This window comes from Acuticoccus kalidii (assembly GCF_021556395.1).
Taxonomy (GTDB): Bacteria; Pseudomonadota; Alphaproteobacteria; order Rhizobiales; family Amorphaceae; genus Acuticoccus; species Acuticoccus kalidii.
In genome coordinates this window covers 63,259-88,899 of sequence record NZ_JAKGCS010000025.1, presented here as the reverse complement: position 1 = coordinate 88,899, position 25,641 = coordinate 63,259, and the positions used below count along the sequence as shown (strand labels likewise).

26 protein-coding genes are annotated in these 25,641 nt (G+C 65.7%); 8 read left to right on the top strand and 18 right to left on the bottom strand.

What is annotated here, in order from left to right:
- Positions 1-114: 114 nt before the first annotated feature.
- The gene (locus tag L1787_RS17185; RefSeq protein ID WP_235710220.1) at positions 115-2,037 is read left to right on the top strand and encodes an ABCB family ABC transporter ATP-binding protein/permease; all 1,923 of its coding nucleotides are present in this window, start codon (positions 115-117) and stop codon (positions 2,035-2,037) included.
- Positions 2,038-2,102: 65 nt separating this feature from the next.
- Positions 2,103-2,441 (top strand): hypothetical protein, encoded by a 339-nt coding sequence (locus tag L1787_RS17180; RefSeq protein ID WP_235710218.1) that lies wholly within the window; start codon positions 2,103-2,105, stop codon positions 2,439-2,441.
- A 55-nt stretch (positions 2,442-2,496) separates the two neighbouring features.
- Here the strand turns inward: L1787_RS17180 and tyrS are convergent, their stop codons facing one another.
- The 11 genes from tyrS to L1787_RS17125 all read right to left on the bottom strand — a co-directional run bounded on the left by tyrS (position 2,497) and on the right by L1787_RS17125 (position 14,334).
- Positions 2,497-3,768 (bottom strand): tyrosine--tRNA ligase, encoded by a 1,272-nt coding sequence (gene tyrS, locus L1787_RS17175; RefSeq protein ID WP_235710217.1) that lies wholly within the window; start codon positions 3,766-3,768, stop codon positions 2,497-2,499.
- Positions 3,769-3,980: 212 nt separating this feature from the next.
- Complete coding sequence (locus tag L1787_RS17170; protein WP_235710215.1) at positions 3,981-4,268, bottom strand: DUF1467 family protein; 288 nt, start codon at positions 4,266-4,268, stop codon at positions 3,981-3,983.
- The gene (gene mce / locus L1787_RS17165) at positions 4,268-4,672 is read right to left on the bottom strand and encodes a methylmalonyl-CoA epimerase (protein WP_235710213.1); all 405 of its coding nucleotides are present in this window, start codon (positions 4,670-4,672) and stop codon (positions 4,268-4,270) included. Before mce ends, L1787_RS17170 begins: the two co-directional genes overlap by 1 nt.
- An 85-nt stretch (positions 4,673-4,757) precedes the next feature.
- Positions 4,758-6,434: a ribonuclease J gene (locus L1787_RS17160; RefSeq protein ID WP_235710211.1), complete on the bottom strand. Its 1,677-nt coding sequence runs from the start codon at positions 6,432-6,434 to the stop codon at positions 4,758-4,760.
- Positions 6,431-7,192 (bottom strand): biotin--[acetyl-CoA-carboxylase] ligase, encoded by a 762-nt coding sequence (locus L1787_RS17155; protein WP_235710209.1) that lies wholly within the window; start codon positions 7,190-7,192, stop codon positions 6,431-6,433. Before L1787_RS17155 ends, L1787_RS17160 begins: the two co-directional genes overlap by 4 nt.
- Positions 7,189-8,631: an NADH-quinone oxidoreductase subunit NuoN gene (gene nuoN, locus L1787_RS17150; RefSeq protein WP_235710207.1), complete on the bottom strand. Its 1,443-nt coding sequence runs from the start codon at positions 8,629-8,631 to the stop codon at positions 7,189-7,191. The genes L1787_RS17155 and nuoN overlap by 4 nt, the downstream gene beginning before the upstream one ends.
- Positions 8,631-10,358 (bottom strand): NADH-quinone oxidoreductase subunit M, encoded by a 1,728-nt coding sequence (locus L1787_RS17145; protein WP_235710479.1) that lies wholly within the window; start codon positions 10,356-10,358, stop codon positions 8,631-8,633. Before L1787_RS17145 ends, nuoN begins: the two co-directional genes overlap by 1 nt.
- A 52-nt stretch (positions 10,359-10,410) precedes the next feature.
- Positions 10,411-12,348 (bottom strand): NADH-quinone oxidoreductase subunit L, encoded by a 1,938-nt coding sequence (nuoL, locus tag L1787_RS17140; protein ID WP_235710206.1) that lies wholly within the window; start codon positions 12,346-12,348, stop codon positions 10,411-10,413.
- 4 nt (positions 12,349-12,352) lie between these two features.
- Positions 12,353-12,658, bottom strand: coding sequence for an NADH-quinone oxidoreductase subunit NuoK (nuoK, locus tag L1787_RS17135; RefSeq protein WP_235710204.1), 306 nt, complete (start codon positions 12,656-12,658; stop codon positions 12,353-12,355).
- On the bottom strand, positions 12,655-13,275 hold the full coding sequence (locus L1787_RS17130) for an NADH-quinone oxidoreductase subunit J (protein ID WP_235710202.1): 621 nt from the start codon (positions 13,273-13,275) through the stop codon (positions 12,655-12,657). The genes nuoK and L1787_RS17130 overlap by 4 nt, the downstream gene beginning before the upstream one ends.
- Before the next feature lie 837 nt (positions 13,276-14,112).
- Positions 14,113-14,334, bottom strand: coding sequence for a hypothetical protein (locus tag L1787_RS17125; RefSeq protein ID WP_235710200.1), 222 nt, complete (start codon positions 14,332-14,334; stop codon positions 14,113-14,115).
- Positions 14,335-14,630: 296 nt separating this feature from the next.
- On the opposite strand from L1787_RS17125, the gene L1787_RS17120 reads away from it, so the two are divergent.
- Together L1787_RS17120 and L1787_RS17115 are read left to right on the top strand one after the other, a co-directional pair.
- Positions 14,631-15,653 carry a Tim44 domain-containing protein gene (locus L1787_RS17120; RefSeq protein WP_235710198.1) on the top strand — a complete coding sequence of 341 codons (1,023 nt, stop codon included), beginning with the start codon at positions 14,631-14,633 and terminating at the stop codon, positions 15,651-15,653.
- Between the two features lie 376 nt (positions 15,654-16,029).
- Entirely contained in the window at positions 16,030-16,233 is a 204-nt protein-coding gene (locus L1787_RS17115; protein WP_235710196.1) for a hypothetical protein, read from the top strand.
- A gap of 45 nt (positions 16,234-16,278) precedes the next feature.
- Here the strand turns inward: L1787_RS17115 and L1787_RS17110 are convergent, their stop codons facing one another.
- From L1787_RS17110 to L1787_RS17095, 4 genes are all read right to left on the bottom strand, one after another.
- Positions 16,279-16,593, bottom strand: coding sequence for a YrhK family protein (locus L1787_RS17110; RefSeq protein ID WP_235710194.1), 315 nt, complete (start codon positions 16,591-16,593; stop codon positions 16,279-16,281).
- Between the two features lie 153 nt (positions 16,594-16,746).
- A complete protein-coding gene (locus tag L1787_RS17105) occupies positions 16,747-17,076 on the bottom strand; it encodes a hypothetical protein (protein ID WP_235710192.1) in 330 nt (109 codons plus the stop codon).
- 86 nt (positions 17,077-17,162) lie between these two features.
- Positions 17,163-18,467 carry an adenylosuccinate lyase gene (gene purB, locus L1787_RS17100; RefSeq protein WP_235710190.1) on the bottom strand — a complete coding sequence of 435 codons (1,305 nt, stop codon included), beginning with the start codon at positions 18,465-18,467 and terminating at the stop codon, positions 17,163-17,165.
- Positions 18,468-18,477: 10 nt separating this feature from the next.
- Entirely contained in the window at positions 18,478-19,431 is a 954-nt protein-coding gene (locus tag L1787_RS17095; RefSeq protein ID WP_235710188.1) for a sodium:proton symporter, read from the bottom strand.
- 469 nt (positions 19,432-19,900) lie between these two features.
- On the opposite strand from L1787_RS17095, the gene L1787_RS17090 reads away from it, so the two are divergent.
- The 3 genes from L1787_RS17090 to L1787_RS17080 all read left to right on the top strand — a co-directional run bounded on the left by L1787_RS17090 (position 19,901) and on the right by L1787_RS17080 (position 22,159).
- Complete coding sequence (locus L1787_RS17090; RefSeq protein WP_235710186.1) at positions 19,901-20,245, top strand: helix-turn-helix domain-containing protein; 345 nt, start codon at positions 19,901-19,903, stop codon at positions 20,243-20,245.
- Positions 20,246-20,399: 154 nt separating this feature from the next.
- Positions 20,400-21,143 carry a hypothetical protein gene (locus L1787_RS17085; RefSeq protein WP_235710184.1) on the top strand — a complete coding sequence of 248 codons (744 nt, stop codon included), beginning with the start codon at positions 20,400-20,402 and terminating at the stop codon, positions 21,141-21,143.
- Positions 21,119-22,159 carry an ELM1/GtrOC1 family putative glycosyltransferase gene (locus L1787_RS17080; RefSeq protein ID WP_235710182.1) on the top strand — a complete coding sequence of 347 codons (1,041 nt, stop codon included), beginning with the start codon at positions 21,119-21,121 and terminating at the stop codon, positions 22,157-22,159. Before L1787_RS17085 ends, L1787_RS17080 begins: the two co-directional genes overlap by 25 nt.
- Before the next feature lie 7 nt (positions 22,160-22,166).
- Here the strand turns inward: L1787_RS17080 and L1787_RS17075 are convergent, their stop codons facing one another.
- The gene (locus L1787_RS17075; protein ID WP_235710180.1) at positions 22,167-22,769 is read right to left on the bottom strand and encodes a methyltransferase domain-containing protein; all 603 of its coding nucleotides are present in this window, start codon (positions 22,767-22,769) and stop codon (positions 22,167-22,169) included.
- 388 nt (positions 22,770-23,157) lie between these two features.
- Between L1787_RS17075 and L1787_RS17070 the strand changes: the two genes are divergently transcribed.
- Complete coding sequence (locus L1787_RS17070; RefSeq protein WP_235710178.1) at positions 23,158-24,807, top strand: AMP-binding protein; 1,650 nt, start codon at positions 23,158-23,160, stop codon at positions 24,805-24,807.
- A gap of 55 nt (positions 24,808-24,862) precedes the next feature.
- Here L1787_RS17070 and L1787_RS17065 read toward each other — a convergent pair whose 3' ends face one another.
- Both L1787_RS17065 and nuoI read right to left on the bottom strand, forming a co-directional pair.
- Positions 24,863-24,991: a DUF983 domain-containing protein gene (locus L1787_RS17065; protein ID WP_235710176.1), complete on the bottom strand. Its 129-nt coding sequence runs from the start codon at positions 24,989-24,991 to the stop codon at positions 24,863-24,865.
- 119 nt (positions 24,992-25,110) lie between these two features.
- Complete coding sequence (gene nuoI / locus L1787_RS17060; protein ID WP_235710174.1) at positions 25,111-25,602, bottom strand: NADH-quinone oxidoreductase subunit NuoI; 492 nt, start codon at positions 25,600-25,602, stop codon at positions 25,111-25,113.
- Between the last annotated feature and the right edge of the window lie 39 nt (positions 25,603-25,641).

The window sequence follows — 25,641 nt, the reverse complement described above, 5'->3', positions numbered from 1 at the left end:
GGCGCGCCGGCTCCGACGGCCGGCGCGTCACCGATCACCTTCCCGTGCCGGACCCTTTCGGACCGATATGGAATTGGTCTAAGTCGAGCCCGACACCTCTCTTGCGCGGACGGCATGACGATTTCCGAACACTCCAACGTCTCCGCCGATCGCGGTGAGACCCTGCGCGCGATCCGTCGCCTCTGGCCCTATATGTGGCCGAGTGACCGGCCGGATCTGAAGGCGCGCGTCGGCATCGCGATGGCGCTGTTGATCCTCGCCAAGATCATCACCGTCCTCGTCCCCTATCTCTACAAATTCGCGACCGACGCCCTCACCCGCGACGAGTTCGGCCCCGCCGCGAAAGAGGCGGCCGAGCGGGCCGATGGCTGGGCCCTTCCGGCCTTTCTCGTCGTCCCGGTGATGCTCGTCATCGCCTACGGCATGGGCCGCATTTTGCTGATGGCGTTCAATCAGCTTCGCGACGCCCTCTTCGCCCGGGTCGGCCAACACGCCGTCCGCGAGCTCGCCCGCAAGACCTTCATCCACTTGCACGGCCTTTCGCTGCGCTTCCACCTCCAGCGGCGAACCGGCGGCCTCAGCCGCGTGATCGAGCGCGGGATCAAGGGGATCGAGACGCTGGTGCGTTTCACGATCCTCAATTCGCTGCCGACGGTCGTGGAGTTTTTGCTGACGGCGGTGGTCCTCGCCTATCAATTCTCCTTCTCCTATCTCGGCGTGATCGTCGTCGTGGTGGTGCTCTATGTCTGGTTCACGGTGCGCGCCTCGCAATGGCGCATCACCATCCGGCGGGAGATGAACGAGTCCGACACGGACGCGAACTCGAAGGCGATCGACAGCCTCCTCAACTTCGAAACCGTCAAATATTTCAACAATGAACGGATGGAGACGGATCGCTTCGACCGCTCGATGGAGCGCTACGAGGACGCGGCGATCCGCACCTGGACCTCGCTTGCCTGGCTCAACATGGGCCAGACGGTCATCTTCACGGTCGGTCTCACCATCATCATGGCAATGTCCGCCCATGCGGTGATGCGCGGCGAGCAGACCATCGGCGACTTCGTCCTCGTCAACACGCTCCTGATGCAGCTCGCCATTCCGCTGAACTTCATCGGCTTCGTCTATCGCGAGATCAAACAGGCGCTCGCCGATATCGAAGCGATGTTCGGCGTCCTCGGCATCGATCAGGAGGTGAAGGACACGCCGGATGCGACGGACCTCGCCGTCACCCGAGGAACCGTGCGGTTCGACGATGTCGTGTTCCACTATGACCCCGAACGCCCGATCCTCCACGGCATCTCCTTCGAGGTGCCGGCCGGGACGACCCTTGCGATCGTCGGCCCGTCGGGCGCGGGCAAGTCGACGATCTCGCGCCTCCTCTTCCGCTTCTATGACGTGGTGGACGGACGCATCACGATCGACGGGCAGGATATCCGCTCCGTCACGCAGGAATCGCTGCGCCGGAAGATCGGCATCGTTCCCCAGGACACCGTCCTCTTCAACGATACGATCGCCTACAACATCGCCTATGGCCGCCCCTCCGCGAGCCGCGAGGAGATCGTACGCGCCGCCGAGATGGCCCAGATCTCCGACTTCATCGCCATGCTGCCGCACGGCTTCGACACCGAGGTCGGCGAACGGGGCCTCAAACTCTCCGGCGGCGAAAAGCAACGCGTCGCGATCGCCCGCACCATCTTGAAGGCGCCGCCGATCCTCATCCTCGACGAGGCGACGTCCGCCCTCGACACCAAGACCGAGGAGGAGATCCAGGCCGCGCTCGACGAGGTGGCCGAGGGGCGCACCACGCTGATGATCGCGCACCGCCTGTCGACCGTCGTGAAGGCGGATCAGATCATCGTCGTCGAGGCGGGGCGGATCGTCGAGCGGGGCACGCATCCGAGCCTCATCGCCGAAGGCGGGCTCTATGCCGAGATGTGGAACCGGCAGCTCCAGGACCAGGCCGCCGCGGAAGCCGCCGCCGCGATCGAGGGCAAAGGCCCCACGATCCGCGAGCGCGAAGAAAGTTTCAGCAAGTAGGCGACGGATCGATGCAGCCGCTCAAATGCTTTACAGGGAGACCACAGGGGCTGTATCGCGGCATCATGGTTCGTCTCGTGTTGAACTGTCTGGCACTCATCGCCACGATCGCGCCGCTCGCGGCGATGCCCTTCGATGGAGCGAGAGTGCCGTTCCCCTCCCCGGCCCCGTCCACCGGCCTCGTCGAAATCCATGGTTGCCACTCGAACCCGTTTTTCGACGAGAACGGCAAGCTCCACCGGCACGATCGTGAAACGTGCGAGCTGAAGCCGATCGAGCCGATGCTCGGCGTCGATATCTGCTCGACGGTCGCCCAGCTCTGCGTGGAGCGGTGCGAGGAACGGGACCGGCCGATGCGGTGCCTGCGCCGCTGCTATCGGTATAACGCGCCGCCCGTCTGCTGACGCCGGACGGTCCCGGCACGCCGCAATCGCCGCGCCGGGACCAACGAGGGCGGCCTCAACGAATGACGGCGTGCCGCTTGCGGCCGAGCGAGAGGCGCACCGGCACATCCTCGCCGCCTATCCGCGCCTCGGCGTCCTCGGTGATCTCGCCGTCGAGACGGACCCCGCGCCCCGCGATCGCCCGGCGCGCCTCGCTCTTCGACACCGCGAGCCCCGCCCGGATCATGAGGTCGACCAGCGTCGCCCCCGCCCCCCGCTCCACTTCGGTGAGCGTGACGCTCGGCAGCCCGTCCGAGGCCTCGCCGTGGGCGAACGCCCGCACCGCCGTCTCCCGCGCCGCGTCCGCAGCGGCGGCGCCGTGGGCGAGTGCCGTCACCGCCGTCGCAAGCGCCTCCTTCGCGGCGTTGATCCCGGTGCCGCCATCGGCGCAACGCGCGGCATGGGCGGCGATCTCCTCGGCCGACATGTCGGTGAAGAGGTTGAGGAACCGCACGACGTCGCCATCGTCGGCGTTCCGCCAGAACTGCCAGTAGTCATAGGCGGAGAGACGGTCGGCATTCAGCCACACGGCGCCCGCCGCGGTCTTGCCCATCTTGACGCCCGAGGCCGTGGTGAGGAGCGGCGCGGTGAGGCCGAACACCTCCGCCCCCTCGACCCGGCGCACGAGCTCGATCCCGTTGACGATATTGCCCCACTGGTCCGATCCGCCGAGCTGGACGCGGCAGCCGGTGCGGCGGAACAGCTCCAGGAAGTCGTAGGCCTGGAGGATCATGTAGTTGAACTCCAGGAAACTCAGATTGTCCTGCCGATCGAGCCGCTCCTTCACGCTGTCGAAGGTCAGCATCCGGTTGACGGAAAAGTGCCGGCCGATATCGCGCAGCATCTCGACCCAGCGCACCGCGTCGAGCCAGACGGCATTGTCGAGGAGGATGGCGTCGCTCGGCCCGTCGCCGAAGGTCAGAAACTTGTCGAACACGGTCCGAATCCCGGCAATGTTGCGGGCGATCTCCGCGTCGCTCAGCATCGGGCGTGCGTCGGCGCGAAAGCTCGGATCGCCGACCCGCGTCGTACCGCCGCCGACGAGGACGATCGGTTTGTGGCCGGCCTGCTGTAGCCGGCGAAGCGTCATGATCGGCAGAAGATGGCCGACATGGAGGCTGTCCGCCGTCGCATCGAACCCGGCATAGACCGGCACGGCGCCCCCCGCGAAGGCCTCGTCGAGACCCTTGAGATGGGTGACCTGATGGACGTGACCGCGCGCGATCAGCGTGCGCAGCGCCGCCGAGCGGGGCTCGAATTCGGCAAGGGTCGGATTGTGTCGAGACACGGTAGGGCTCCTGATCGTGCCGTCAGGAGGGCCCAAACATGAAAAAGCCGCCCGACGGCGGCTTTGGCTTCAAGACATGATCGAACCGCGCCGCTCCTTATGGAAACGTCGCATAGTAGCGGGCGGCGATGGGCGCGGTCGTGATCATGCGCGGGGAGGTATAGGCTTCCCGCGCATCGTGCAAGCGCGAATTCGCATGGCTGCGCGGCGCGTCAGATCACCTTGAGGACGCCGTCGCCTTCGGGCGGGCCCGGCAGCGGAATGTCGTCGAGCGTCAGCCCGCTGTTCAGCAGCGCGATCAGGATCACGAGCGCCACGGCGGCCGCGATCGAGGTGATCAACGCCTTGAACCACAGGCGTGGGCGCGCGGGGGCGCCCCGCTCGGTCCCCGCGACCCGCTCGCGTTCGGGCACAGGATCGCGGTTGCCCCAGGGCAGAACGGCAAAGAACAGGACCCACCAGAAAACAAAGTAGATCGCGATGGCACTTCCGATTTGCATCAGACCTCTTCAAGCTCGGTCAGAACGCCGCCAATATCCTTGGGGTGAATGAACAGGACCGGTTTGCCATGCGCGCCGATCTTCGGCGTGCCGTCACCGAGGATCCGGGCGCCGGTCTTCGCCAAAGCGGCGGCCGCGGCGCGGATGTCCTCCACCTCATAGCACACATGGTGAAGCCCGCCCGATGGGTTGCGCTCCAAGAAGGGCGCGATGGGCGAGGCGTCCCCCAACGGCTCCAAGAGTTCGATCTTGGTGTTGTCGAGGGTCACGAACACCACCGTCACCCCGTGATCGGGCAGGTCGACCGGCGCAGAGACGGCCGCGCCCAAGGCGTCGCGGTAGATCGCGGCGGCGGCCGCGACACTCGGCGTCGCGATCGCCACATGGTTGAGACGGCCGATCATGTTTTTCTCCCTCCCCGCGTCCGCGCCTTTTGTGGACCATATCCGGCGCGAAGACGAGTGAACGAGAGGCCGCGCCCCCCGCTCCTCAGGCGAGCGTCACCACGAAGACGTGGCACGTCGGCTTCTTGCCCCAGCGCTGGGACATATGGGAGCGGATCGCGCGGCGGGCGGCCTGCGCCACCACGTCGCGATCGCGCCGACGATGGCGCGGAATGCTCTCCACCGCGCTCGCCACCTCGTCGACGAGCTGCTCGCTGAAGGTCTCGCCGTCATCGTCGCGTGCGGGAATGCCGATGAGGACGATCTGCGGATCGTCCTCGAGCTCGAACCGCTCGTCGAGGGTGACGACGGCACTGACGACGCCGGCGACGGCGAGCGAACGGCGCTCGCGCACATTGGAATCCTCAGGCGAGCGGAGAAGCCGGCCATCGAGCAGCAAAACGTCGACCGGCACCTCGTCGACCACTTCCGCCGGTTGCGGCGAGAGGCGGAGCATCTTGCCGTTCTCGGTGACGACCACCTCCGGCACGCCGGCGTCTTTGGCGAGCTGGGCCTGGGCCATCAGGTGCATCGGCTCGCCATGGACGGGAACGAGCACGCGCGGCTTCAGCCACTTGTACATCTCGACGATCTCGTCCCGCCGGGGATGGCCCGAGGTGTGGACGAGCCCATCGGCATCCGTCACCACCTCGATGCCTTGCATCGACAGGCCGTTGATGATCGCGTTCACGGCCTTCTCGTTGCCCGGAATGGTGCGGGAGGAGAAGATCACCCGGTCACCGGGCGCAAGGTTCACGCGTGGATGCTCGTCGTTCGCGATGCGTGCGAGGGCGGCCCTGTCCTCACCCTGACTGCCGGTCAAGAGGACGAGCACCTTGTCCCGGGGGAGATGGCCGAAATCATCCTCCGTGAGGAAGCGCGGCAGGCCGTCGAGAAAGCCGCATTCGGTGGCGACCTCGATCACCCGCCGCATCGACCGGCCCATCACGACGACGTGCCTGTCGGCCGCGGCGGCCGCCTCGCAGATCGCCCGGATCCGCGCGACATTGGAGGAAAATGCCGTCACCGCGACACGGTTCTCGGCCGAGGCGACCATCGCCTTCAGCCCCTCGGCGACATCGTGTTCGGACGGCGAGCGGCCGGGCCGCGTCGCGTTCGTCGAATCGCTCATCAGGGCGAGGATGCCGTTCTCGCCGACGCGCTTCAGACGCTCCACATCGATCGGGATGCCGACGCCCGGCGTCGGATCGATCTTCCAATCGCCGGAATGGACGATCACGCCGTGCGGGGTCGTGATGGCGAGGGCGTTGGGCTCCGGGATCGAGTGGGAAACGGGGATGAAATCGACCTTGAAGGGGTCGAGATCGATCGAATCGCCCTGCTCGACGACCGTCACCTCCGGCCAGATCTGCCGCCCGTTCTCGATCGCCTTCGCGCGGAGGAGACCCGCGGTGAAGCGCGTCGCATAGACCGGACATTCGAGGCGCGGCCACAGGTCGAGGACGGCACCATAATGGTCCTCGTGCGCGTGGGTCAGCACGAGGCCGACGAGGTCGCGCCGCTCCTCCTCGATGAAGCCGATATCGGGCATGATCAGATCGACACCCGGCGTCACGCGCGCATCGGCGAAGGTGACGCCGCAATCGACCATCAGCCACTTTTTGTTGTGCGGCGGACCGAACCCGTAAAGGGCCAAATTCATGCCGATCTCGCCCACACCGCCTAGCGGCAGGAAGACGAGCTCATCACCGGCATTGCTCATACACGCTCCGAGCGGACAAAAACGTCACCGGCGGTAATTAGGGAAACGCCGCCCGCGCCGTCGACCAAAATCAACCGGCCCGTCGGATCGAGACCGTCGAATCGGCCTTCACGCGTATCCTGGTCGAAGCGCACGATGACGTGTTCGCCCAAGCCGACCGCGCGCGCAAGCCATCGATCGCGAATTGCCCCGATGCCATTCGGCGCATCCAATGTCGCAATGACGTCGGCAAGTGCCGGTTTCAGGTGCGAAAAGACGGTCTCGGCGTCGATTTCCGGGCAATGTTCCGACAGACAAGTCACAGGAATCTGGCTCGTCGTCCCCTCCGGCGCGTGGCCGACATTGACGCCGATGCCGATCACCACGCGGCGCATCGGCTCCGGCGGGCCGCTGATCTGCGTTTCGACGAGGATGCCGCAGACCTTGCCGCCTTCGACGAGGACGTCGTTCGGCCATTTGACGCGCGTTGAGAGGCCCGTCGCCGCGTCGATCGCATCGGCGACCGCGACCGCGACCGCGAGCGGCAGCAGGCCGAACGCGTCGGTCGGAAGGTCGGAGATGAAGGCGAAGGAGGCGTAGAGATTGCCGGCCTCCGAGACCCAGGGCCGGCCGCGCCGACCCCGGCCCGTCAACTGCCGCACGGCGAGAACCCAGACGGGAACGCCTCCGTCACGGAGGCGCTCCATCGCTTCGTCATTCGTGGATCCGACATCCCCGAGGCGGACGAGCGCCGCCGAGGACGGGTCGATCGCGGTCAAAAGAGGCTCTGCGCCGCGGCCGTCGCCGCCGAGAGGATCGGCGTCCATACGAGGAAGAAGAGGACGCTGAAGCCGCCGCTCACCGCGAGGACGAGTCGCAGCTCGCCGGCCATCGGCTCGAGCCGGTCCTTCGGTTCGTCGAACACCATCACCTTGATGATGCGCAGATAATAGAAACAGCCGACCGCGGAGGACAGGACGCCGATGATCGCGAGCGGAATGAGGTCCGCCTCGACCGCGGCGAGGAAGACGTAGAACTTACCGAAGAAGCCCACCAGCGGCGGGATGCCGGCCAGCGAGAAGAGCAGCGCGGTGAACGCCGCCGCCATCCACGGATTGGTCTTCGCAAGGCCCGCAAGGTCCGCAATGTCCTCGACCATCCCCTCGTCGGTCCGCCGCATCGCGATGATGCAGGCGAAGACGCCGAGCGTCGTGACGAGATAGACGGTCATGTAGATGACGACGCCGATCACGCCCTGCTCGGTGCCGGCCGCGAGGCCGATCAGCGCGTAGCCGATATGGCCGATCGAGGAATAGGCCATCAGCCGCTTGATGTTCGACTGACCGATCGCCGCGAACGCGCCGAGGATCATCGACATCACCGAGAGGAAGATGATGATCTGCTGCCACTCGATGAGGGCGGGCTGGAAGGCTTCCATCACGACGCGCACGAGGAGCGCCATCGCGGCGACCTTCGGGGCGGCGGCGAGGAAGGCCGTCACCGGGCTCGGTGCGCCCTCATAAACGTCGGGCGTCCACATATGGAACGGCACGGCCGAGATCTTGAAAGCGACGCCCGCGAGGATGAAGACGAGGCCGAAGATGACGCCGAGGCCGGCACCGTCGACGCTGATCGTCTCGGCGATCGAATAGAAGTTCGTGCCGCCGGTGAAGCCGTAGATGAGGCTGATGCCGTAGAGGAGCATGCCCGAGGACAGCGCGCCGAGGACGAAATATTTCAGCCCCGCCTCGGTCGAGCGGACCGAGTCGCGGTTGATCGAGACGACGATGTAGATCGCCAGCGACTGCAGCTCGAGGCCGAGATAGACGGCGATCATGTCGCTCGCCGAGATCATCAGCATCATGCCGACGGTCGAGAGCAGGATGAGGACCGGATACTCGAAGCGCGAGAAGGATTGGAACCGCGCATACGACATCGACATCATGATCGATACCGCGCCGCCGATCAGCACCAGCACTTTGAGATAGCGGGCGAAATTGTCGAACTGGAAGGCGCCGTCGAAGGTCGACGAGCCACCGCTCAAGGTGCACACCGCGACGATCGCCCCGATCATCGCGAAGATCGCGAGGAGGTTCAGCGTCGGGACCGCCTCTTCATCGGTGAAGGCGCCGGCGATCAGGAGGATGATCGCGACGACCGCGAGGATGATCTCCGGCAGGACCGGGACGAGATTGGGAAAGAGGTGAAGCTCAGACATCACTCCTCCTCCCCGTCCGCGGCATCGGCCGGGCTCGCGTGATCGGTGTCGCCCGTCGCGGCCTCACCGTGGCTGTTCTCATCGAGTTGGCTTTCTTCTGCGCCATGATCGGATCCGCTCGCCGCGCCGTGGCCGTCTCCGGCCGCGGGCGCCATGCCGGCCGCTTCGAGCCCGCGGTTCACCGCATCGGCCGAAGAGCCGGTTTCGTTGGTGAAGGCGGCGCCGTCGACCGCGGGTCCGGGCTGCGCGCCGATCGATTGCGACAGGTCGCTGACGAGCGCGTTCACCGAGGCGTCGGTCACGTGGAGGACGGGGTTCGGATAGACGCCGAAGAGGATGGTCAGGATCACCAGCGGGACCAAGATCACCTTTTCCCGCAGCGAAAGGTCCTGCATCCGGCGCATCGATTCCTTTTCGAGCGGGCCGAGCACCACGCGGCGATACAGATAGAGCGCGTAGGCGGCCGACAGGATCACGCCGGTCGTCGCGCCGACGGCGGCGAGCGTGTTCACCTTGTAGGTGCCGATCAGCGTCAGGAACTCGCCGACGAAACCCGACGTCCCCGGCAGGCCGACATTGGCCATCGTGAACACCAGGAACACCGTCGCATACCACGGCATCCGCTGAATGAGGCCGCCATAGGCGGAGATCTCGCGGGTGTGGGTCCGGTCATAGACGACGCCGACGCACAGGAAGAGCGCGGCCGACACGATACCGTGCGACAGCATCAGATAGATCGCGCCCTGGATGCCCTGCACGTTCATCGCGAAGATGCCCATCGTCACGAAGGCCATGTGCGCGACCGATGAATAGGCGATCAGCTTCTTCATGTCCTGCTGGGCGAGCGCCGTCAGCGAGGTCACGACCACGGCGATCACCGACAGGGTGAAGATCAGCCAGGCGAACTCCGACGAGGCGTCCGGGAACATCGGCAGCGAGAAGCGCAGGAACCCGTAACCGCCCATCTTCAGAAGGATGCCGGCCAGCAGGACCGAGCCCGCCGTCGGCGCCTCGACGTGCGCGTCGGGAAGCCAGGTGTGGACCGGCCACATCGGCATCTTCACCGCGAACGACGCGAAGAAGGCGAAGAAGAGCCAGGCCTGCATGTCGGCCGGGAACTGATAGGCCATCAGATCCGGGATCGAGGTCGTGCCCGCCTGCCAGTACATCGCGATGATGGCGATGAGCATCAGGAGCGAGCCGGTCAGCGTGTAGAGGAAGAACTTGAACGTCGCGTAGATCTTCCGCGGGCCGCCCCACACCCCGATGATGAGGAACATCGGGATCAGGCCGCCTTCGAAGAAGACGTAGAAGATCACGATGTCGAGCGAGCAGAACACGCCGATCATCAGCGTCTCGAGCACCAGGAAGGCAACCATATATTCGCGGACGCGAACCGTCACCGACTTCCAGGAGGCGAGAATACAGAACGGCATCAGGAAGGTCGTGAGGATCACGAACAGCATCGAGATGCCGTCGACGCCGAGATAGTAGCTGATCAGCCCCGGGATCCACTCGCGCCGCTCCACGAACTGGAAGCCGGGATTGGCCGGATCGAAGCCGATCCAGATCCAGAGCGAGAGGATGAAGTTGAACGTCGTCGCGATGAGGGCGACGCGGCGGATATTCTCGACCGCCGCCTCGTCGTTGCCGCGCACCGCGAGGATGAAGGCGACGCCGACGAGCGGCAGGAAGATGAGGATCGAAAGGATCGGCCAGTCGGACATCATCGGCCGGCCTCCCCGGTCAGGCGCACGGCCTCAGGTTTGGCATTGGCCATCATAGGTAGCCCCTGTCGAGGGCGATCATCACGGTCACGAAAACGGCGATCCCGGTCAGCATCACGAACGCATAGTGGTAGAGGTAGCCGGACTGGAAGCGGTGCGCGACGACCGACAGATCCTTGACCCGCGCGGCGATCCCGTCGGGACCGACGCCGTCGATGACACGGCCATCGCCGCGCCAGAACGTACGACCCAGCCAGCGTGCCGGCCGCACGAAGATGGTGTCGTAGAGCTCGTCGAAATACCACTTGTTGAGGAAGAAGCGGTGCACGCCCGGCATCGCCTCGATGAATTGCTTGGGCAGGCTCGGCTTGAGCACATAGGCGAACAGCGCGATCACGAAGCCGATCACCATGGCGATCGCCGGCGACAGGATCACCCAGGTCGGCACCTCGTGCATCGCATGGAGCACGTGATTGGCGGCCGACGCGAAGATCGCCCCGTTCCAGAAATCACCCGTCGGCTCACCGAGGAACTGCGTCGCGAAGACGTAGCCCGCGCCGAGCGCGCCGAGCGTCAGGACGCCGAGCGGCACGAGCATCGTCCACGGCGATTCGTGGGCGTGCTTGAAGGTGTCGGCCGGCGCGCGGGTGTGGCCATGGAAGGTCATGAACACGAGACGCCAGGAGTAGAAGGACGTCAGCAACGCCGCCCCCACCGTCATGACGAAGGCGTAGATCGCGAAGGCGTTCTCGCCGGCGAAGGTCGCCTCGATGATCGCGTCCTTCGAGAAATAGCCGGCGGTCAGCGGGAATCCGGTCAGCGCGAGCGTCCCCGCCATCATGCCCACATAGGTGTAGGGGATCTTCTTCCAGAGCCCGCCCATGCGGCGCATGTCCTGCTCGTCGTGCATGGCGTGGATCACCGAGCCGGCCGAGAGGAAGAGCAGCGCCTTGAAGAAGGCGTGCGTGAAGAGGTGGAAGATCGCGATGCCGTAGGCGCCGACGCCGAGCGCGGCGAACATGTAGCCGAGCTGCGAGCACGTCGAGTAGGCGATGACGCGCTTGATGTCGTTCTGGGCACAGCCGATCGTCGCCGCGAACATCGCCGTCGACGCGCCGATGAAGGTCACGAAGGCGAGCGCGGACGGCGCGAACTCGAACAAAGGCGACATGCGGGCGACCATGAAGACGCCAGCCGTCACCATCGTCGCGGCGTGGATGAGGGCCGAGACCGGGGTCGGGCCTTCCATCGCGTCGGGCAGCCAGGTGTGCAGCCCGAGCTGCGCCGACTTGCCCATCGCACCGATGAAGAGAAGGAAGCAGGCAAGCTCGATCGCCGGGATCTGCATGCCGAGGAAGCCGAAGGTCTGCTCCGAGATCGTCGGCCCGGCCGCGAACAGCGCGTCGAAGGTGACGACGCCGGACATCGCGAACAGCGTGAAGATGCCGAGCAGGAAACCGAAATCGCCGACGCGGTTGACGACGAAGGCCTTGATGGCCGCCGCGTTCGCGGACGGACGGTCGCTCCAAAAGCCGATCAGCAGATAGGAGGCGAGACCGACGCCCTCCCAGCCGAAGAACATCTGGACGAGGTTGTCCGACGTCACCAGCATCAGCATCGCGAAGGTGAAGAGCGAGAGATAGGCGAAGAACTTCGCCTTCGCCTTGTCGTGCGACATGTAGCCGAACGAATAGAGGTGAACGAGCGAGGAGACCGTGTTCACCACGACGAGCATCACGGCGGTGAGCGTGTCGATGCGCAAGCGCCAGGCGATCTCGAGGTCGCCGGAGACGATCCACTGGGCGATCAGGATCCGCTGCGTGTCGGCTCCGTTATAGCCCCAGCGGAAGAACACGATCCACGACAGGACGGCGCAGATAAAGAGGAGGCCGGTGGTGACGACCTGTGCCGTAAGCGCGCCGACCTGACGGCCGAACAGGAAGGCGAACAGGAAGCCGATCAGCGGCAGGAAGACGATGAGCTCCACCATCGGATCAGCCCTTCAAAGTATCGATATCTTCCACCGCGATGGAACCGCGGTTTCGGAAGAAGGCCACGAGAATGGCGAGGCCGATCGCCGCCTCGGCGGCAGCGACGGTGAGCACGAACAACGCGAACACCTGACCGACCAGGTCGTTGAGCGCGGCCGAGAAGGCGATGAAGTTGATGTTCACCGCGAGCAGGATCAGCTCGATCGACATCAGGATGACGATGACGTTCTTGCGGTTGAGGAAGATCCCGAAGACGCCGAGAACGAACAGGATCGCGGCGACGGTGAGATAATGCGACAGTCCGATCACAGCTGAAGTCCCCGGCCGGAGGCCACCTCACGGACTTCCACCGCGTCCTCGGGGCGACGCCGCACCTGGGCGCCGACGTCCTGCCGCTTGGCGCGGGTGGTGTGCCGCAGGGTGAGCACGATCGCCCCGATCATCGCGACGAGGAGGATCAATCCGCAGATTTGGAAATAGAAGGCGTATTTCGTGTAGAGCACGTTGCCGAGCGCCTCGGTGTTCGTGACCGCGGCTGGATCCGGGATCGGCAGAACGCCTTGCGACGCGATCTCCGGCGACAGCGTATAGGCGCCGAGAACCAGGATCAGCTCGACCAGAAGAACGAGCCCGATGGCCGCCCCGACCGGCAGGTACTGCATCACGCCTTGCCGCATCGCAACAAAGTCGACGTCGAGCATCATCACGACGAAGAGGAAGAGGACGAGGACGGCGCCGACATAGACGACGACCAGGATGAGGGCCAAGAACTCCGCCCCGGCCAACATGAAGAGGCCCGCCCCGTTCAGGAATGCGAGGATCAAAAAGAGGACGGAGTGGACGGGATTGCGCGAGGAAATGACCATCAGCGCTGAGGCCACCATGATGGCGGCAAAGAGGTAGAAAAACAACGCAACCAGGGTCATTCGGCGTCTCTCACGCGCGTGTCGGACGGGGAAGCGCAGCGGTGGGCTCGCCGCGGCCACTGACCTCTTAGCGGACGCACCATGGCACGTCCACCGCCCCCATTGCGTTGAACCATTCCAAACGGCTCCTGTCCCTGTGGAAGTCGGCCCCGAACAAGCTTGCGGCCCGCAACGATCGCCATCTCGCCATAAAGGCCGCAGCCACGTTGCGGGTTCTCCTCGGTCGGGCGCCCCGCGGCGATCGCGGCCGCACGCGCATAGTTCAGAATTTGAAGATCGCCAGGAAAGCCGTGATCGACCGGCCTGACGGGCCCCACAGGCACACCGCCCCATCCGATCCGCGATCCGGTCGAGGATCGCGCGGGCCGCCCGGCCACGATGCTGTGACGTGAGACCGGCCGCGAGACGGTGGGATGAACGAAGGCCACGCCCACGGGAAAAGCCTAAACCGGCGAACAGTCAAGCCGCGATCGCGTATTCCGCCCCGCTTTTGCGCACCGCAGCATCGCCGAATGGCCGGCTTTGCCCGGTGGATCGGCCGGTTTCGGCGGGCAGCTTCGGTCAATCTCGTCTGAATTCGGCCGGCCCGGCGCAAGCGGGGAACGCGGCGCGGCGGCGGCGCGAACGGCAAAACGAATCATCGAGGATGCGGTGGAAAAATCACAGCGCCCGAACCGGGGCGGCGTCTCTCGAATGGACCGTCCAGCATTGCCGCGCGCAAAATCGCCGGGCGCCCTCTCCTTCACACGGCTTTGATCGCGGCCGGCGCTCGTCGCTCGGCAAGGGCGGGCTCGCGGGCGCGATCGGCCCGCCGAGGCTCGGCACGACCGTCGCCGATCAGAAATTGTCCTGATAGTGGCCGACCGACGTTTCCATCATGCCGCCGACGCGGATGCTGGTGTCCGAGGTGGTGCAGCCCGACAGCCCGGCGAAGACGATGCCGAAGGCGACGACCGCACCGACCCGGTACGCCGTCCGGCGCGGCCGATCGGGCGGCAGGAGCCACCACCGCGCGTCGTGTCTTGTCGCGGCACGTTGCCGCCTTGAACGATATTCCACGCGACCACCTCTCGATGGGCCCTCGGGCCGATTGACCGCTCGCGAGGTCATGACGCATCGCCACAATAACCGCGCGTTATCAAGAAGAAGCGGACATCGCCCGCCGTCAAGAGACCATCGCTCGCCTTCCCACCAAGGCGGAATGGCGGGCGCCGATCGCCTCGCGCCAGCTCTTCCTTTCGACGCAGGAACACTCGGTCGCAGGGCCCCGCTCTTGGGCGCACCCCGCCCGGCACCATATTGTCCCGCAACCACCAATTAGAATCGACCCGTTCGAGATCGACCAAGGGGACTTCATGCGCTTCTTTCATCGCCTTCGTGGGCTCGTCGTGCTTCTGACGCTCGCGACCGGCCTTTGTCTCGTCGCGACCGACTTCGCCGAAGCCCGCCGTGGCGGCTCGTTCGGCAGCCGTGGCGCGCGCACCTACAGCCCGCCCGCCGCGACGCGGACCGCGCCCACCCAATCCCAGCCCGTGAACAATTCGATGACGCCGCGCCAGCAGACGACGCAGCAGCCGGGCACCGCCGCCAACCAAGCCGGCGCACAGACGCGGCGCGGCGGCATGTTCGGCGGGATGGCGGGCGGCCTTCTCGGCGGCCTCATGCTCGGCGGGTTGATCGGGATGCTGATGGGCAACGGCCTCGGCGGCATGGCTGGCCTTCTCGGCCTCCTCCTTCAGGTCGGCATCATCGTCCTCATCGTGACGCTCGCGATGCGCTTCTTCCGCAGCCGCGGCAACAAGCCCGCCTTCGCCGGTGGCGACTCGCGCGGCAGCGGCATGGGCCCGCGGCCGGTTCCCGACCAGTATGAAGAGCGCGGCGGCTCGAGCCACGCTTATGAAGCAGCCCCCAACGCTTCGATGGGTGGCGCGGCTCCGATGGGCGGCGATGCGCCGATGGCCGCGAGCGGAACCGACGAAATCGGCATCACCGCCGACGATCTCGATGCGTTCGAACAGCTCCTCGTCGAGGTCCAGGCCTGCTTCACCCGCGAGGACTATGCCGGCCTTCGCGAGCGCTGCACCCCGGAGATCGTCTCCTTCCTCTCCGAGGAGCTCAGCCAGAATGCCGTCAACGGCGTGCGTAACGAGGTGACCGACGTCGCCCTCCTCCAGGGTGACCTGTCCGAAGCCTGGCGCGAGGGCTCGACCGAATACGCGACCGTCGCGCTGCGGTATTCGAGCGTCGACATTCTGCGCGACCGCCAGACCGGCGATATCGCCGAAGGCTCGACGGAGCCGACCGAGACGGTCGAGATCTGGACCTTCGTCCGCCCGGCCGGGGGCCGCTGGCAGCTCTCCGCCATCCAGGAGACCTGATCGGCGCCCTTCCCCTACCGCGCGCAATCGAAACGGCCGGGCCCTCAGCCCGGCCGTTTTTTGTTGCAAGCCTCGCGCACCCGTCCCGACCCACAATCGCCCCGCTTTTGTCATGCAAACACGCAAAAAAGCGCACTGACGTCGCCTACGCCTCTTGATTTTGCGCACACAATGCGCTTTATAGAATGCATGACGTCACGACGGCGTCACATTCGAACGACGTGAGCAGAGGACGACGGGGAGCCATCAACCAGCTTCGGGACCGTGCAGCGGAGGGGACCCTGTCCCCCGGGCGCCGATCCCAGTCAGCCGCAGCGTGTCACATGTCGGTGGGCCGCTTTCCCGAGGGAAAGCCTAGCAATTGGGAGGGACGAACATGATGTGTCGCTTTCTGTTGGTGGGTCGCTCCAGCACCTACCCGCGCCACAAGGACGCCGAAGCCGCGCACAGCTTCGAGGAGCTGCGCCGCGTGAACCGCCAGCGAGAGGACGAGGAACGCCGCGCCTGGCACCCGGCGCACGACGTCCATTTCCGTAGCCCTGCCGCGACCGCGGCCCGCTATCTCGACCCCGCCGAATAGGCGATCGACGGGCCGCCACCCTCGGCCCGTCTCACCCCGCCCCGATCACCAATAGATCGCGCGTTTCGCGACGGTTTCTGTTCGCCCGAGGTGAAGGTCCGTGAGCTCCCGCGCGAGGCGGAGCGCCGGCTTCACCGCGAACAGGATCGAGCCGATCAGGAACGCCCAGGTACCGGCCGTCCGCAACGCCTCCGAGAAGAACAGCACCGAGCCGGTGATGAACGAGATGGCGGCGCCGAAATCCACGAGCGTGTAAATGAGCTCATAGGTGGCATAGACCCGCCGCCGCCGCGGGCTCATCTCGTAGCCGCGCGGATAGAAGAGCCGCTCGTCCTGCTCTCTGTGTTGCAGTGTGTCCATCGTGCTTTGCCTCTCCGTCACTCTGCACCGAGGGAGGGAGGTGAAGCGGGCATGTGGAACGTCAAGGCGCGGCGAAAAACTCTCTCGACCGCGGCCGACCGGGGCCTGCGTCTTGCCCCTCATTGCGGCCCTGGGGCGGAGGCGACGGCGACGTCAGTTCCGCGGCCGGCAGCTATATTGGGTGAGCGTCGACGTGATGATTTTGCTCGCCGGACCCATCCACCGCTCGCAGCTCGCCTGATCGGGAAAGCAGCCGACGAACGAGACCGGGATCGATTGATCCAGAATCCCTTGCGTGTTGCCGGCGACCCGCCCGATCCACGGCGCCTGCGGGTTATCCCGGCAGGAGGGCGTGTTGTTCCGGATGTTGTTGATGTCCTGCATCGTGTCGATCTGAGCCGAGGCCGGCGCGCCGCCGACGAGGACGAGACCCGCGACGAGGAGCGCCGCCGCGCGGACCGCTCCGCTCATCTGTCTTGCCATGGCGTGCCTCCTCCATCGTCTCTCACGGCCGAGCCGCGCGCGATCATGCGGGAAATCGCGCGCGTTGTCTCGTGCCGAACCGACGATCAGTCCGCGAAGACCCGCGCGAAGATCGTATCGACATGGCGCACATGGGCCGCGTCGTCGAAGGCGGCGTCGAGCGTTGCCTGGTCGAGATTGGCGGTGATGTCCGCATCGGCCTCGACGAGGGCGCGGAACGTCCCCTCCCCGGCATGGGCGCGCATCGCGTTGCGCTGGACCATGCGATAGGCATCCTCGCGCGAGACGCCGGCGACGGTGAGCGCCAGCAGGATCTGCTGCGAGTGGAAGAGCCCGCCGAGCATGTCGAGATTGGCCTTCATCCGCTCCGGCTTCACGACGAGCCCCTCGATCACGCCGGTGAGGCGCGCGAGCGCGAAATCGAGCGTCACCGTCGCATCCGGGCCGATCATCCGCTCGACCGAGGAGTGCGAAATGTCCCGCTCGTGCCAAAGGGCGACATTTTCCATCGCCGGCAGCGCATAGGCCCGGACCATGCGGGCAAGGCCCGTGAGGTTCTCGGTCAGCACCGGGTTCTTCTTGTGCGGCATGGCCGACGAGCCCTTCTGGCCCGCGCCGAACGCCTCCTCGGCCTCACCGACCTCGGTGCGCTGAAGGTGGCGGATCTCGGTCGCAAGGCGCTCCACCGACGAGGCGACGACGCCGAGTGTCGCGAAGAAGGCGGCGTGACGGTCGCGCGGGATGACCTGGGTCGAGATCGGCTCGACGGTCAGCCCCATCTGCTCGGCGACGTGCGCCTCCACCCGCGGATCGATGTGGGCGAAGGTGCCGACCGCGCCGGAGATCGCACAGGTCGAGATCTCCGCCTTCGCGACGAGAAGGCGGGCGCGAGCGCGGCTGAACTCGGCATAGGCTTGGGCGAGCTTGAGGCCGAAGGTCGTCGGCTCGGCGTGGATGCCGTGGCTGCGGCCGATCGTGGGGGTGAGCTTGTGCTCCAGCGCCCGCCGCTTCAGCGCCGCGAGCAACTTTTCGACATCGCTGATCAGAATGTCGCTCGCGCGGGAGAGCTGGACGGCGAAGGTCGTGTCGAGCACGTCCGAGGAGGTCATGCCCTGGTGGACGAAGCGGGCGTCGGGGCCGACGATCTCGGCGAGATGGGTGAGGAAGGCGATGACGTCGTGCTTGGTCTCGCGCTCGATCTCGTCGATCCGATCGATATCGAAGACGGCGGCGCCCCCTTTCTCGCGGATCGTGCGCGCCGCTTCGGCCGGGATCTTGCCGAGCTCGGCCATCGCGTCGGCGGCATGCGATTCGATCTCGAACCAGATGCGGAACCGCGACTCGGGGCTGAAGATGTTCGCCATCTCGGGACGGGAATAGCGGGGGATCATGGTTCGCTCCTCAAGCCGGGGCTTCGCGCGGCCCGGCGGCGAGCCGCTGTCCGAGCGGCTGCAGCAACAGTGGAAACAGGAAAATCGGAAGCTGTCCCAACGCGAAGAACAGCCAGACCGTATCGTCGATCTGCATCGTCCCCAAGGCGGCGACCATCAGACCCGAATTGCGGTTGCCCGCGGCATACGCGATCGCGATCGCGTCCGCACCCACAAAGGGCCGAAAAAGCGCATACGCAATGCCGGTCTGCACGAGCGCAAAGCCGAGCGCGCCGAGACCGGCGAGAACGGTGAAGACCGGCGCGGCGAAAAAGGCTTCGCTCACCCCGTCCATCGCGCCGAGGGCGAAGATCATCGCGATCGCGACGCTGATCGTGTCGAACACCGTCTTGCCGGCGGCGATGCGCCGGGCGCCGAAGAACCGCCTGAGGACGAAGGCGGCGAGCGAAGCCGCGCCGAGAATGACGGCGAGCCGCACCGCGAGATCGAGCGCGCTGATCGGAAGTTGATCAGCGACGAAGAGCGAGGCGATCACCGGCGCGGAAATCGGGATCGCGATCGTGCTGATCAGCGTCACCGCGAGGACGAGCGCGCCGTCGAGCCCCATCAGCATCGCGAAGGCCGGCGCCGAGACGATCGGCGACGGCGCGGCAAAGAGAAAGAGGACCGCGAGCACCAGCGGGTGCGATGCCGGTGGCCCCCAGGCGAGCGCGAGCGACAGGACGATCAGAGGAAAGACGACCGAGGTCCATAACGCCGCGACCGCCGCCGATTGCGGCCGGCGCATCCGCCCGACGAAGGCGGTGAGGTCGACCCGCAAGAGCGAGACGCACAACATCACCATGACGCAGTAGCCGAGATAGGGTCGGACCGTCCCGGCGAAGGTGGGAAACAAAATTCCCACAATTGCCGAAAGAGCGATGATCCGCGTCCCGTTACGACTGATGAATGCAAACAAGCCCATGGGACGCATCTCATTCCCGCTCTGGCTTGAATGTGCAAGGACTGAGTGGGATCGGCCCGCGCCCGCGAACGGGGCCCGCGTCTCGCCCCCGAAATTGCCCGCGCCGCGCGCCGATTTCACGCAACGCCCCACCGTGAAATTGCTCACCGCACTCAATTGCGGAACGCTCTTTCGTCCCTTTTAGATTGCAATTCGATTGTACCCCCACAATGCCACACTCGGGCGCGCGCGGGGCGATCGCATGCAAGGGCCCGCCGTAAAACCAAGCCGATTTTGGTAGACTTTTCGCATGGTAGATCGTTCTCCCCGCGCGAGGGGGGCGGTCATTGTCTTGCCATAAACTGTGTGTCTGTAGCGCTTTAGGTCTAGCGCTGGTTGTAAGATTGAACTATTTTGATCTGACCAAACGGTGGAACGATACTTTGGATCGGCCCCCCGTTTGGCGGTAAGTCAACTGGGCGGCCGAGGCATGGAACAGCAACCGTGGTGTTCGCACAGCATGATTGAATGGCGATCGCGCCTGCGTGGGTGCCTTGTAAAAAGCGGCAAAACCCGCGCGCAAGTTTGCAGCGAGGCAGGCCTTAATCCTGCCTATCTCACCCAAATCCTAGAACAAAAGGGTGCAACGCCGAGGATCGACAACCTCCAGAAGCTGGCCAAGGTTCTCAACACGACCGTCACCTACCTCGTCGACGGCGTGGACATGGGCCCCGAGGCGACGGAGTGCCTGTCGCTCTACGCGTCACTCTCGCAGGAGCGGAAGGGTGCGGCGTTGTTGATGTTGCGAGATATGGCAGCACGCTCACATCAGTGAGCTTTGCCACTGGCATAGTGTTTGGTTAGACCATGGAGCCCGCGCGTCCGTGCGTGCCGATAAGGCGGTGCGGGCGCTCCTGGGTTGCCGATAATTCCTGTCCAATCTCGGTGGGTGTTGTGGCAAGTTCCCGTCAACCCCACCCGGATCGGACATGACCGACACACAAACCGTCATCTGCATGAAGTGGGGCACCGCCTACGGGACGGACTATGCCAACACCCTTCACAGCATGGTGCGCCGCCATACCGATCGCCCGCTCCGCTTCGTCTGCTTTACCGACGATGCCGACGGGCTCGATCCCGGCATCGAGCCGAAACCGCTTCCCGCGATCGACCTTCCCGAATCCCACCGCTGGAAAGCCTGGCGCAAGATCGCGCTGACCCAGGCGAGCCTCGGTGACGTGACCGGAAACGTTCTGTTCCTCGATCTCGATGTCGTGATCACCGGCGGGATCGACGACTTTTTCGACTTCGCGCCCGACGCGACCTATTGCGTCATCGAGAATTGGACGCAGATGGGCAGCGGCATCGGCAACACGAGCGTCTTCCGCCTCACCGTCGGCGCCCACACCGAAGTCTACGACACGCTGATGGCCGATCCCGCGGGGACGGTGCGCGCCCATCCCAACAGCCAGACCTTCCAATCGCGGACGATCGCCTCCCGCACGTTCTGGCCGAAGCCCTGGTGCGTCTCCTTCAAGCACACGCTCCTCCCCCCCTTCCCGCTCAATTATGTGAAGACCGCGCCGTTGCCGGATGACGCCAAGGTCATCTGCTTCACCGGCTTTCCCAATCCCGACCATGCGCGCGACGGGGTGTGGCCGGAAAAGAGTTGGGTGAAGCGGATCCGCAAGCACGTGAAACCGACACCATGGATCCGCGAGCACTGGCGTTGATCGACGTCCTCGTCCTCACCGACGGGGTCGCCGGGCACGACCGGTCGTCCGACGGCGTCGTCGCCGCCCTCGCCCGACATCACGATGTGCGGCCGAGCTGGCTCGGGATCCGCGAGATCCGCCCGCGCTCGCGCCGCATCGCCCGCTTCAGCGCCGCCTTGATGCCGCCGGACCGCTGGATCGCCGACCGCGTGGCCCTCGCGCCGGAGCGGGTTGCGACCGCTTGGCGCGAGAGCGCGGTCGACGCCTTCCCGGAACACGCCGACATCGTCGTGTCGACCGGGCCGGCAACGGCAGCGGCGAACATCGCCATTGCCCGGCGCTATCGGGCGAAAAACATTTATTGCGGCTTTCCGAAATGGCCGGTGCGCGGATTCCACGTGATCGTCAGCCCGATCCCCTCCGGCTCGGCGGCCGTCCTCGAAGCGCCCCGCCCCTCCAATATCGACGCGACGGCGCTGCCTGCCCCTCGCCCGTTGAAGGAAACCGGGCCACGCACGCTCGCCCTCCTTTTCGGCGGCGAGAGCAAGCATTACGCCTATACGCACAGCGACATGACGCGCCTTGCCGCCTCGTTGCGCGCCATCCTCGAGCGCGAGACCGACTGGACGCTCGACGTCTATGATTCGCGCCGCACCGCGACCGGCCTGTTCGACGCCTTTCTCGACGCCCTCGCCCCGCTCGGCCCCCGCCTCACGGCCCACCGCTTCGCCGCCGGCGGTGTCGCGTCGAATGCCGACGCCTATGCCGCCGATCTCGTCATGGTGACGGCCGACAGCCTGTCCATGGTGACGGAATCGATCTCAGCCGCGCGGCCGACCCTCGTCATCCGGGCGGAAAATTATGTAGGCCCGGCGCGCGACCGGCTGGAGATCGACACGCTGATTTCGCGCCGGCTCGTCGCCGCTACGGATTTTGCCGCGCTCGATCACGATGTCCTGATCGCAACGCCGTGTCCGCCGCGCGTCTCACAGCCGGAGGCGCTGAGCCGCCTCCTCGCCGAGCGCGGTCTCTAAGCCGCCCTCAGTCGTACCGGCCGCCTTTCCAGCGCCAGGCCTGATAACGCGCCTCGGCGGGCAGGAATTTCGACCAATAGGCCGCCCATTCGGCGGGCGAGGAGCGATAAGTTTTGAAGGCGCAGCGTCCCTTTCGGAACACCGGGATCGCGACTGCCTCGCCGAATGCCGCTTTCAGCATCTTGCCCCACGCCGAGCCCGGTTGCAGCATCGTGTGGGCGTTGCGGCCGTCCGGCAGGATCGCGCGGGCGGGCTGCGTGTCGATGATGAAGACCGCGCGCCGGGTGAGGCTCGCCACATGGGCGAGGACACCCTCCACCTCATCCGGCTCCAGATGCTCCATCACGTCGATGCAGATCGCGAAGTCATAGGCGTTGCGCTTCAACGTCGCGATTTCCGGGATCGCCGGGTCGTAGCTGTCGCGCACCTTGAGCGACGGCGCCGTCAGAATCTCGCCGAACCGGCCCTGTCCCGCGCCATAGTCGATCAGCGTCTCGGGCGCGTCGATCTGCACCCAAGGCTCGACGAACCGGCGCATCCGCACCGCGGTGTTGCCATAGGTCCGTTGCCGGTGCAGCTCGGCATAGGCGTCGATATTCTTCGTCTTCATGATCCGTCCATATGGGCCGCATCGCACGCGCCCGTCGAGCGCACGCGATCGCGTACCGGCTCTTTACATCACATGAAGCGCCGTTCGGAACGTTGCGCACACATCTTTGGCGACCGAGCCGCTTGGAAGGACGCGCGAGTGCTCCATTTTTCACCCAGCGGTGCATGGCCACACCCACGGCCGATGCCCGCCACACTATCGTGGGGTTGCCAAAATAAAGTCATATGATTGCGCGACGTTCAAAGGGAGTGCAGTACACATATGACAATTTCATCGATGATCCGAATCGCCCCCGGCACCCGAGGGGTGATATACTGAGTTACGAGCCGATTATGACCGCACGCATCGTCACCCATCCCGCCGGCAGGGACGACATCATGGGTCCGTTGTGAGCGATCGAGACGGCGCCGCCACCGCGATCCCCGACTGGGCGGCCGAAGGGACGATCTACGTTCCCGCCCGTGAGGATGGCCCGACCAGCCGTCAAATCGCCAGCGAAAGCGATCGCTCTGTCCTCACCGCGCTGCTTGCCGCACCGCGGCTCTATGGTGGGCGCACCATCGCGCTCGAGGACGGCGAGGGGCGCATCCTCACCTACACCGAACTCGTCCGATCGGTCGCCGCGCTCTCGCGCGTCATCCAACGCGAGACCAAAGGCGACGTGATCGCCATCATGCTCCCCTCGAGCATCGCCGCCGTCATCGCCTATTTCGCCGTGCTCGCGGCCGGTCGCATTCCGGCAATGCTCAACTTCACCGCCGGTCGTCCGACGCTGCTCGCCGCCTGTGAGGTGGCGAATGCCGGCGCGATCCTGACGGCCGAGCGCTTCATCACGATGGCGAAGCTCGAACCCCTTGCCGCCGCGCTCGGCGAGGCTGCGCCGGTGATCGAGCTCGAAACGTTGCGGCCCAAGGTGACGTGGCGCGACAAGGCGTTCGCCGCCATCGCCCCGCATCTTAACCTCTTGCCCCGCGCCGATCCCGACGCGGCAGCGGCCATCGTGTTCACCTCCGGCGCCGAGGGCGATCCGAAGGCGGTGATGCTGTCGCATCGCAACCTTCTCGCCAACATCAACCAGGTGATCCACGGCCTCCCGCTCGACCGGGTGAAGGTGTTCTTCAATCCGCTGCCGATCTTCCACAGCTACGGCCTCGGGCCGGGCATGGTGCTGCCGCTGATCACCGGCCGCCGGCTCGTGCTCCACCCCTCCCCGCTGCGCGCGAAGGAGGTGACGAAACGGATCGCTGAGACGCAGGCCAACGTCCTCCTCGCGACCGACACCTTCCTGCGCCAGTACGCCCGCGTCGGCGATGCCGGCAGCCTCTCCTCACTCCATTTCGCCGTGTGCGGCGCGGAGCGCGTGCGCAGCGAGACGCGCACCCTCGTCCGCTCGCGCTTCGGCTTCGCGGTCGTCGAAGGCTACGGTGTCACCGAGACGAGCCCGGTGCTCGCCGCCAACCATCCCGACGATATCCGCGACGGAACGGTCGGCCGCCTCCTTCACGGCATCGAGGCGCTGCTCGAGCCGGTGGTCGGCCTTCATGACGGTTACCGCCTCTATGTGCGTGGACCGAACGTGATGGAGGGTTATCTCGGCGCCGACGGCGCGCTGACGCGCCCGCGTGACGGCTGGCACGACACCGGCGATGCCGTCGTGATCGAGGACGGTTTCCTGTCGATCCGCGGCCGTCTGAAGCGCTTCGCCAAGATCGGCGGCGAGATGACCTCTCTGGTGACGGTCGAGAATCTCGCCGGCGCCGTCTGGCCCGAATCGCACCATGCCGCCGCCGCCCTGCCGGACGGGCGGAAGGGCGAGATTATCGTCCTTCTCACCGACGAGCCGGACCCCGATCCCTCCGAGCTTCATGCGCGGCTGAAGGAGGACAAGCTGTCGGAGCGCTTCCTGCCGCACCAAGTGTTCGAGGTCGAGGCGATCCCGCTTCTCGGCACCGGCAAGCTCGACACCGTCGCCGTGACGGCGCTCGCCGCGCGGATCATGCAGGAAAAACAAGCCGCGAAGGCCGACAAAACCGCCTGAACAAGGCGCAGCCGGACGAGACGGCGAAAGCGGTGGGGCGGTCGCCCGGCCCGCTTCAGTTCCGCACGGCGCCGATCACGATCAGGATCCCGACGACGATCGCGCCGACCAGCAAGAGCGTGAAAAAGGCGGCGCCCTTCGCGCGGCGCGCGTTCTTGTTCTGCTTTTCGAGTTCGTCAGACATGCAACGCGCCTTTCACGCGGGTGGAGCTTTGCGCTCCCGCCCCGGCTCGGTGACCGGGCGCGTTCCATCCGAAGGCGCGTCTCGACGCGCATCCTTGCCGTGTGAGGCGCGCGGGGCGCTCAGCGATAGGGGGAATCGGCGGCGATGTTCGCGGCGATCTCGCGTTCCCAGCGGTCGCCGTTCGCGAGCAGCTTGTCCTTCGTGTAAAGGAGCTCCTCGCGGGTTTCGGTGGCGAATTCGAAATTCGGGCCCTCGACGATCGCATCCACCGGGCAGGCCTCCTGGCACAGGCCGCAATAGATGCACTTCACCATATCGATATCGTAGCGCGTGGTGCGACGCGTGCCGTCATTGCGGCGGGGGCCGGCCTCGATGGTGATCGCCTGGGCCGGACAGACCGCCTCGCACAGTTTGCAGGCGATGCAGCGCTCTTCACCGTTCGGATAACGGCGCAGCGCGTGCTCGCCGCGGAAGCGCGGTGAGATGGGGTTCTTCTCGTACGGATAATTGATCGTCGCCTTCGGGCTGAAGAAGTAGCGCATGCCCAGGAAAAAAGCCGAGACGAACTCCGTCAGGAAGATCGATCGGGCTGTGCCTTGGAGGGTTGCCATGTCCGTTCAGCTTTCTTGCGTCATATCGTGAGACACGCC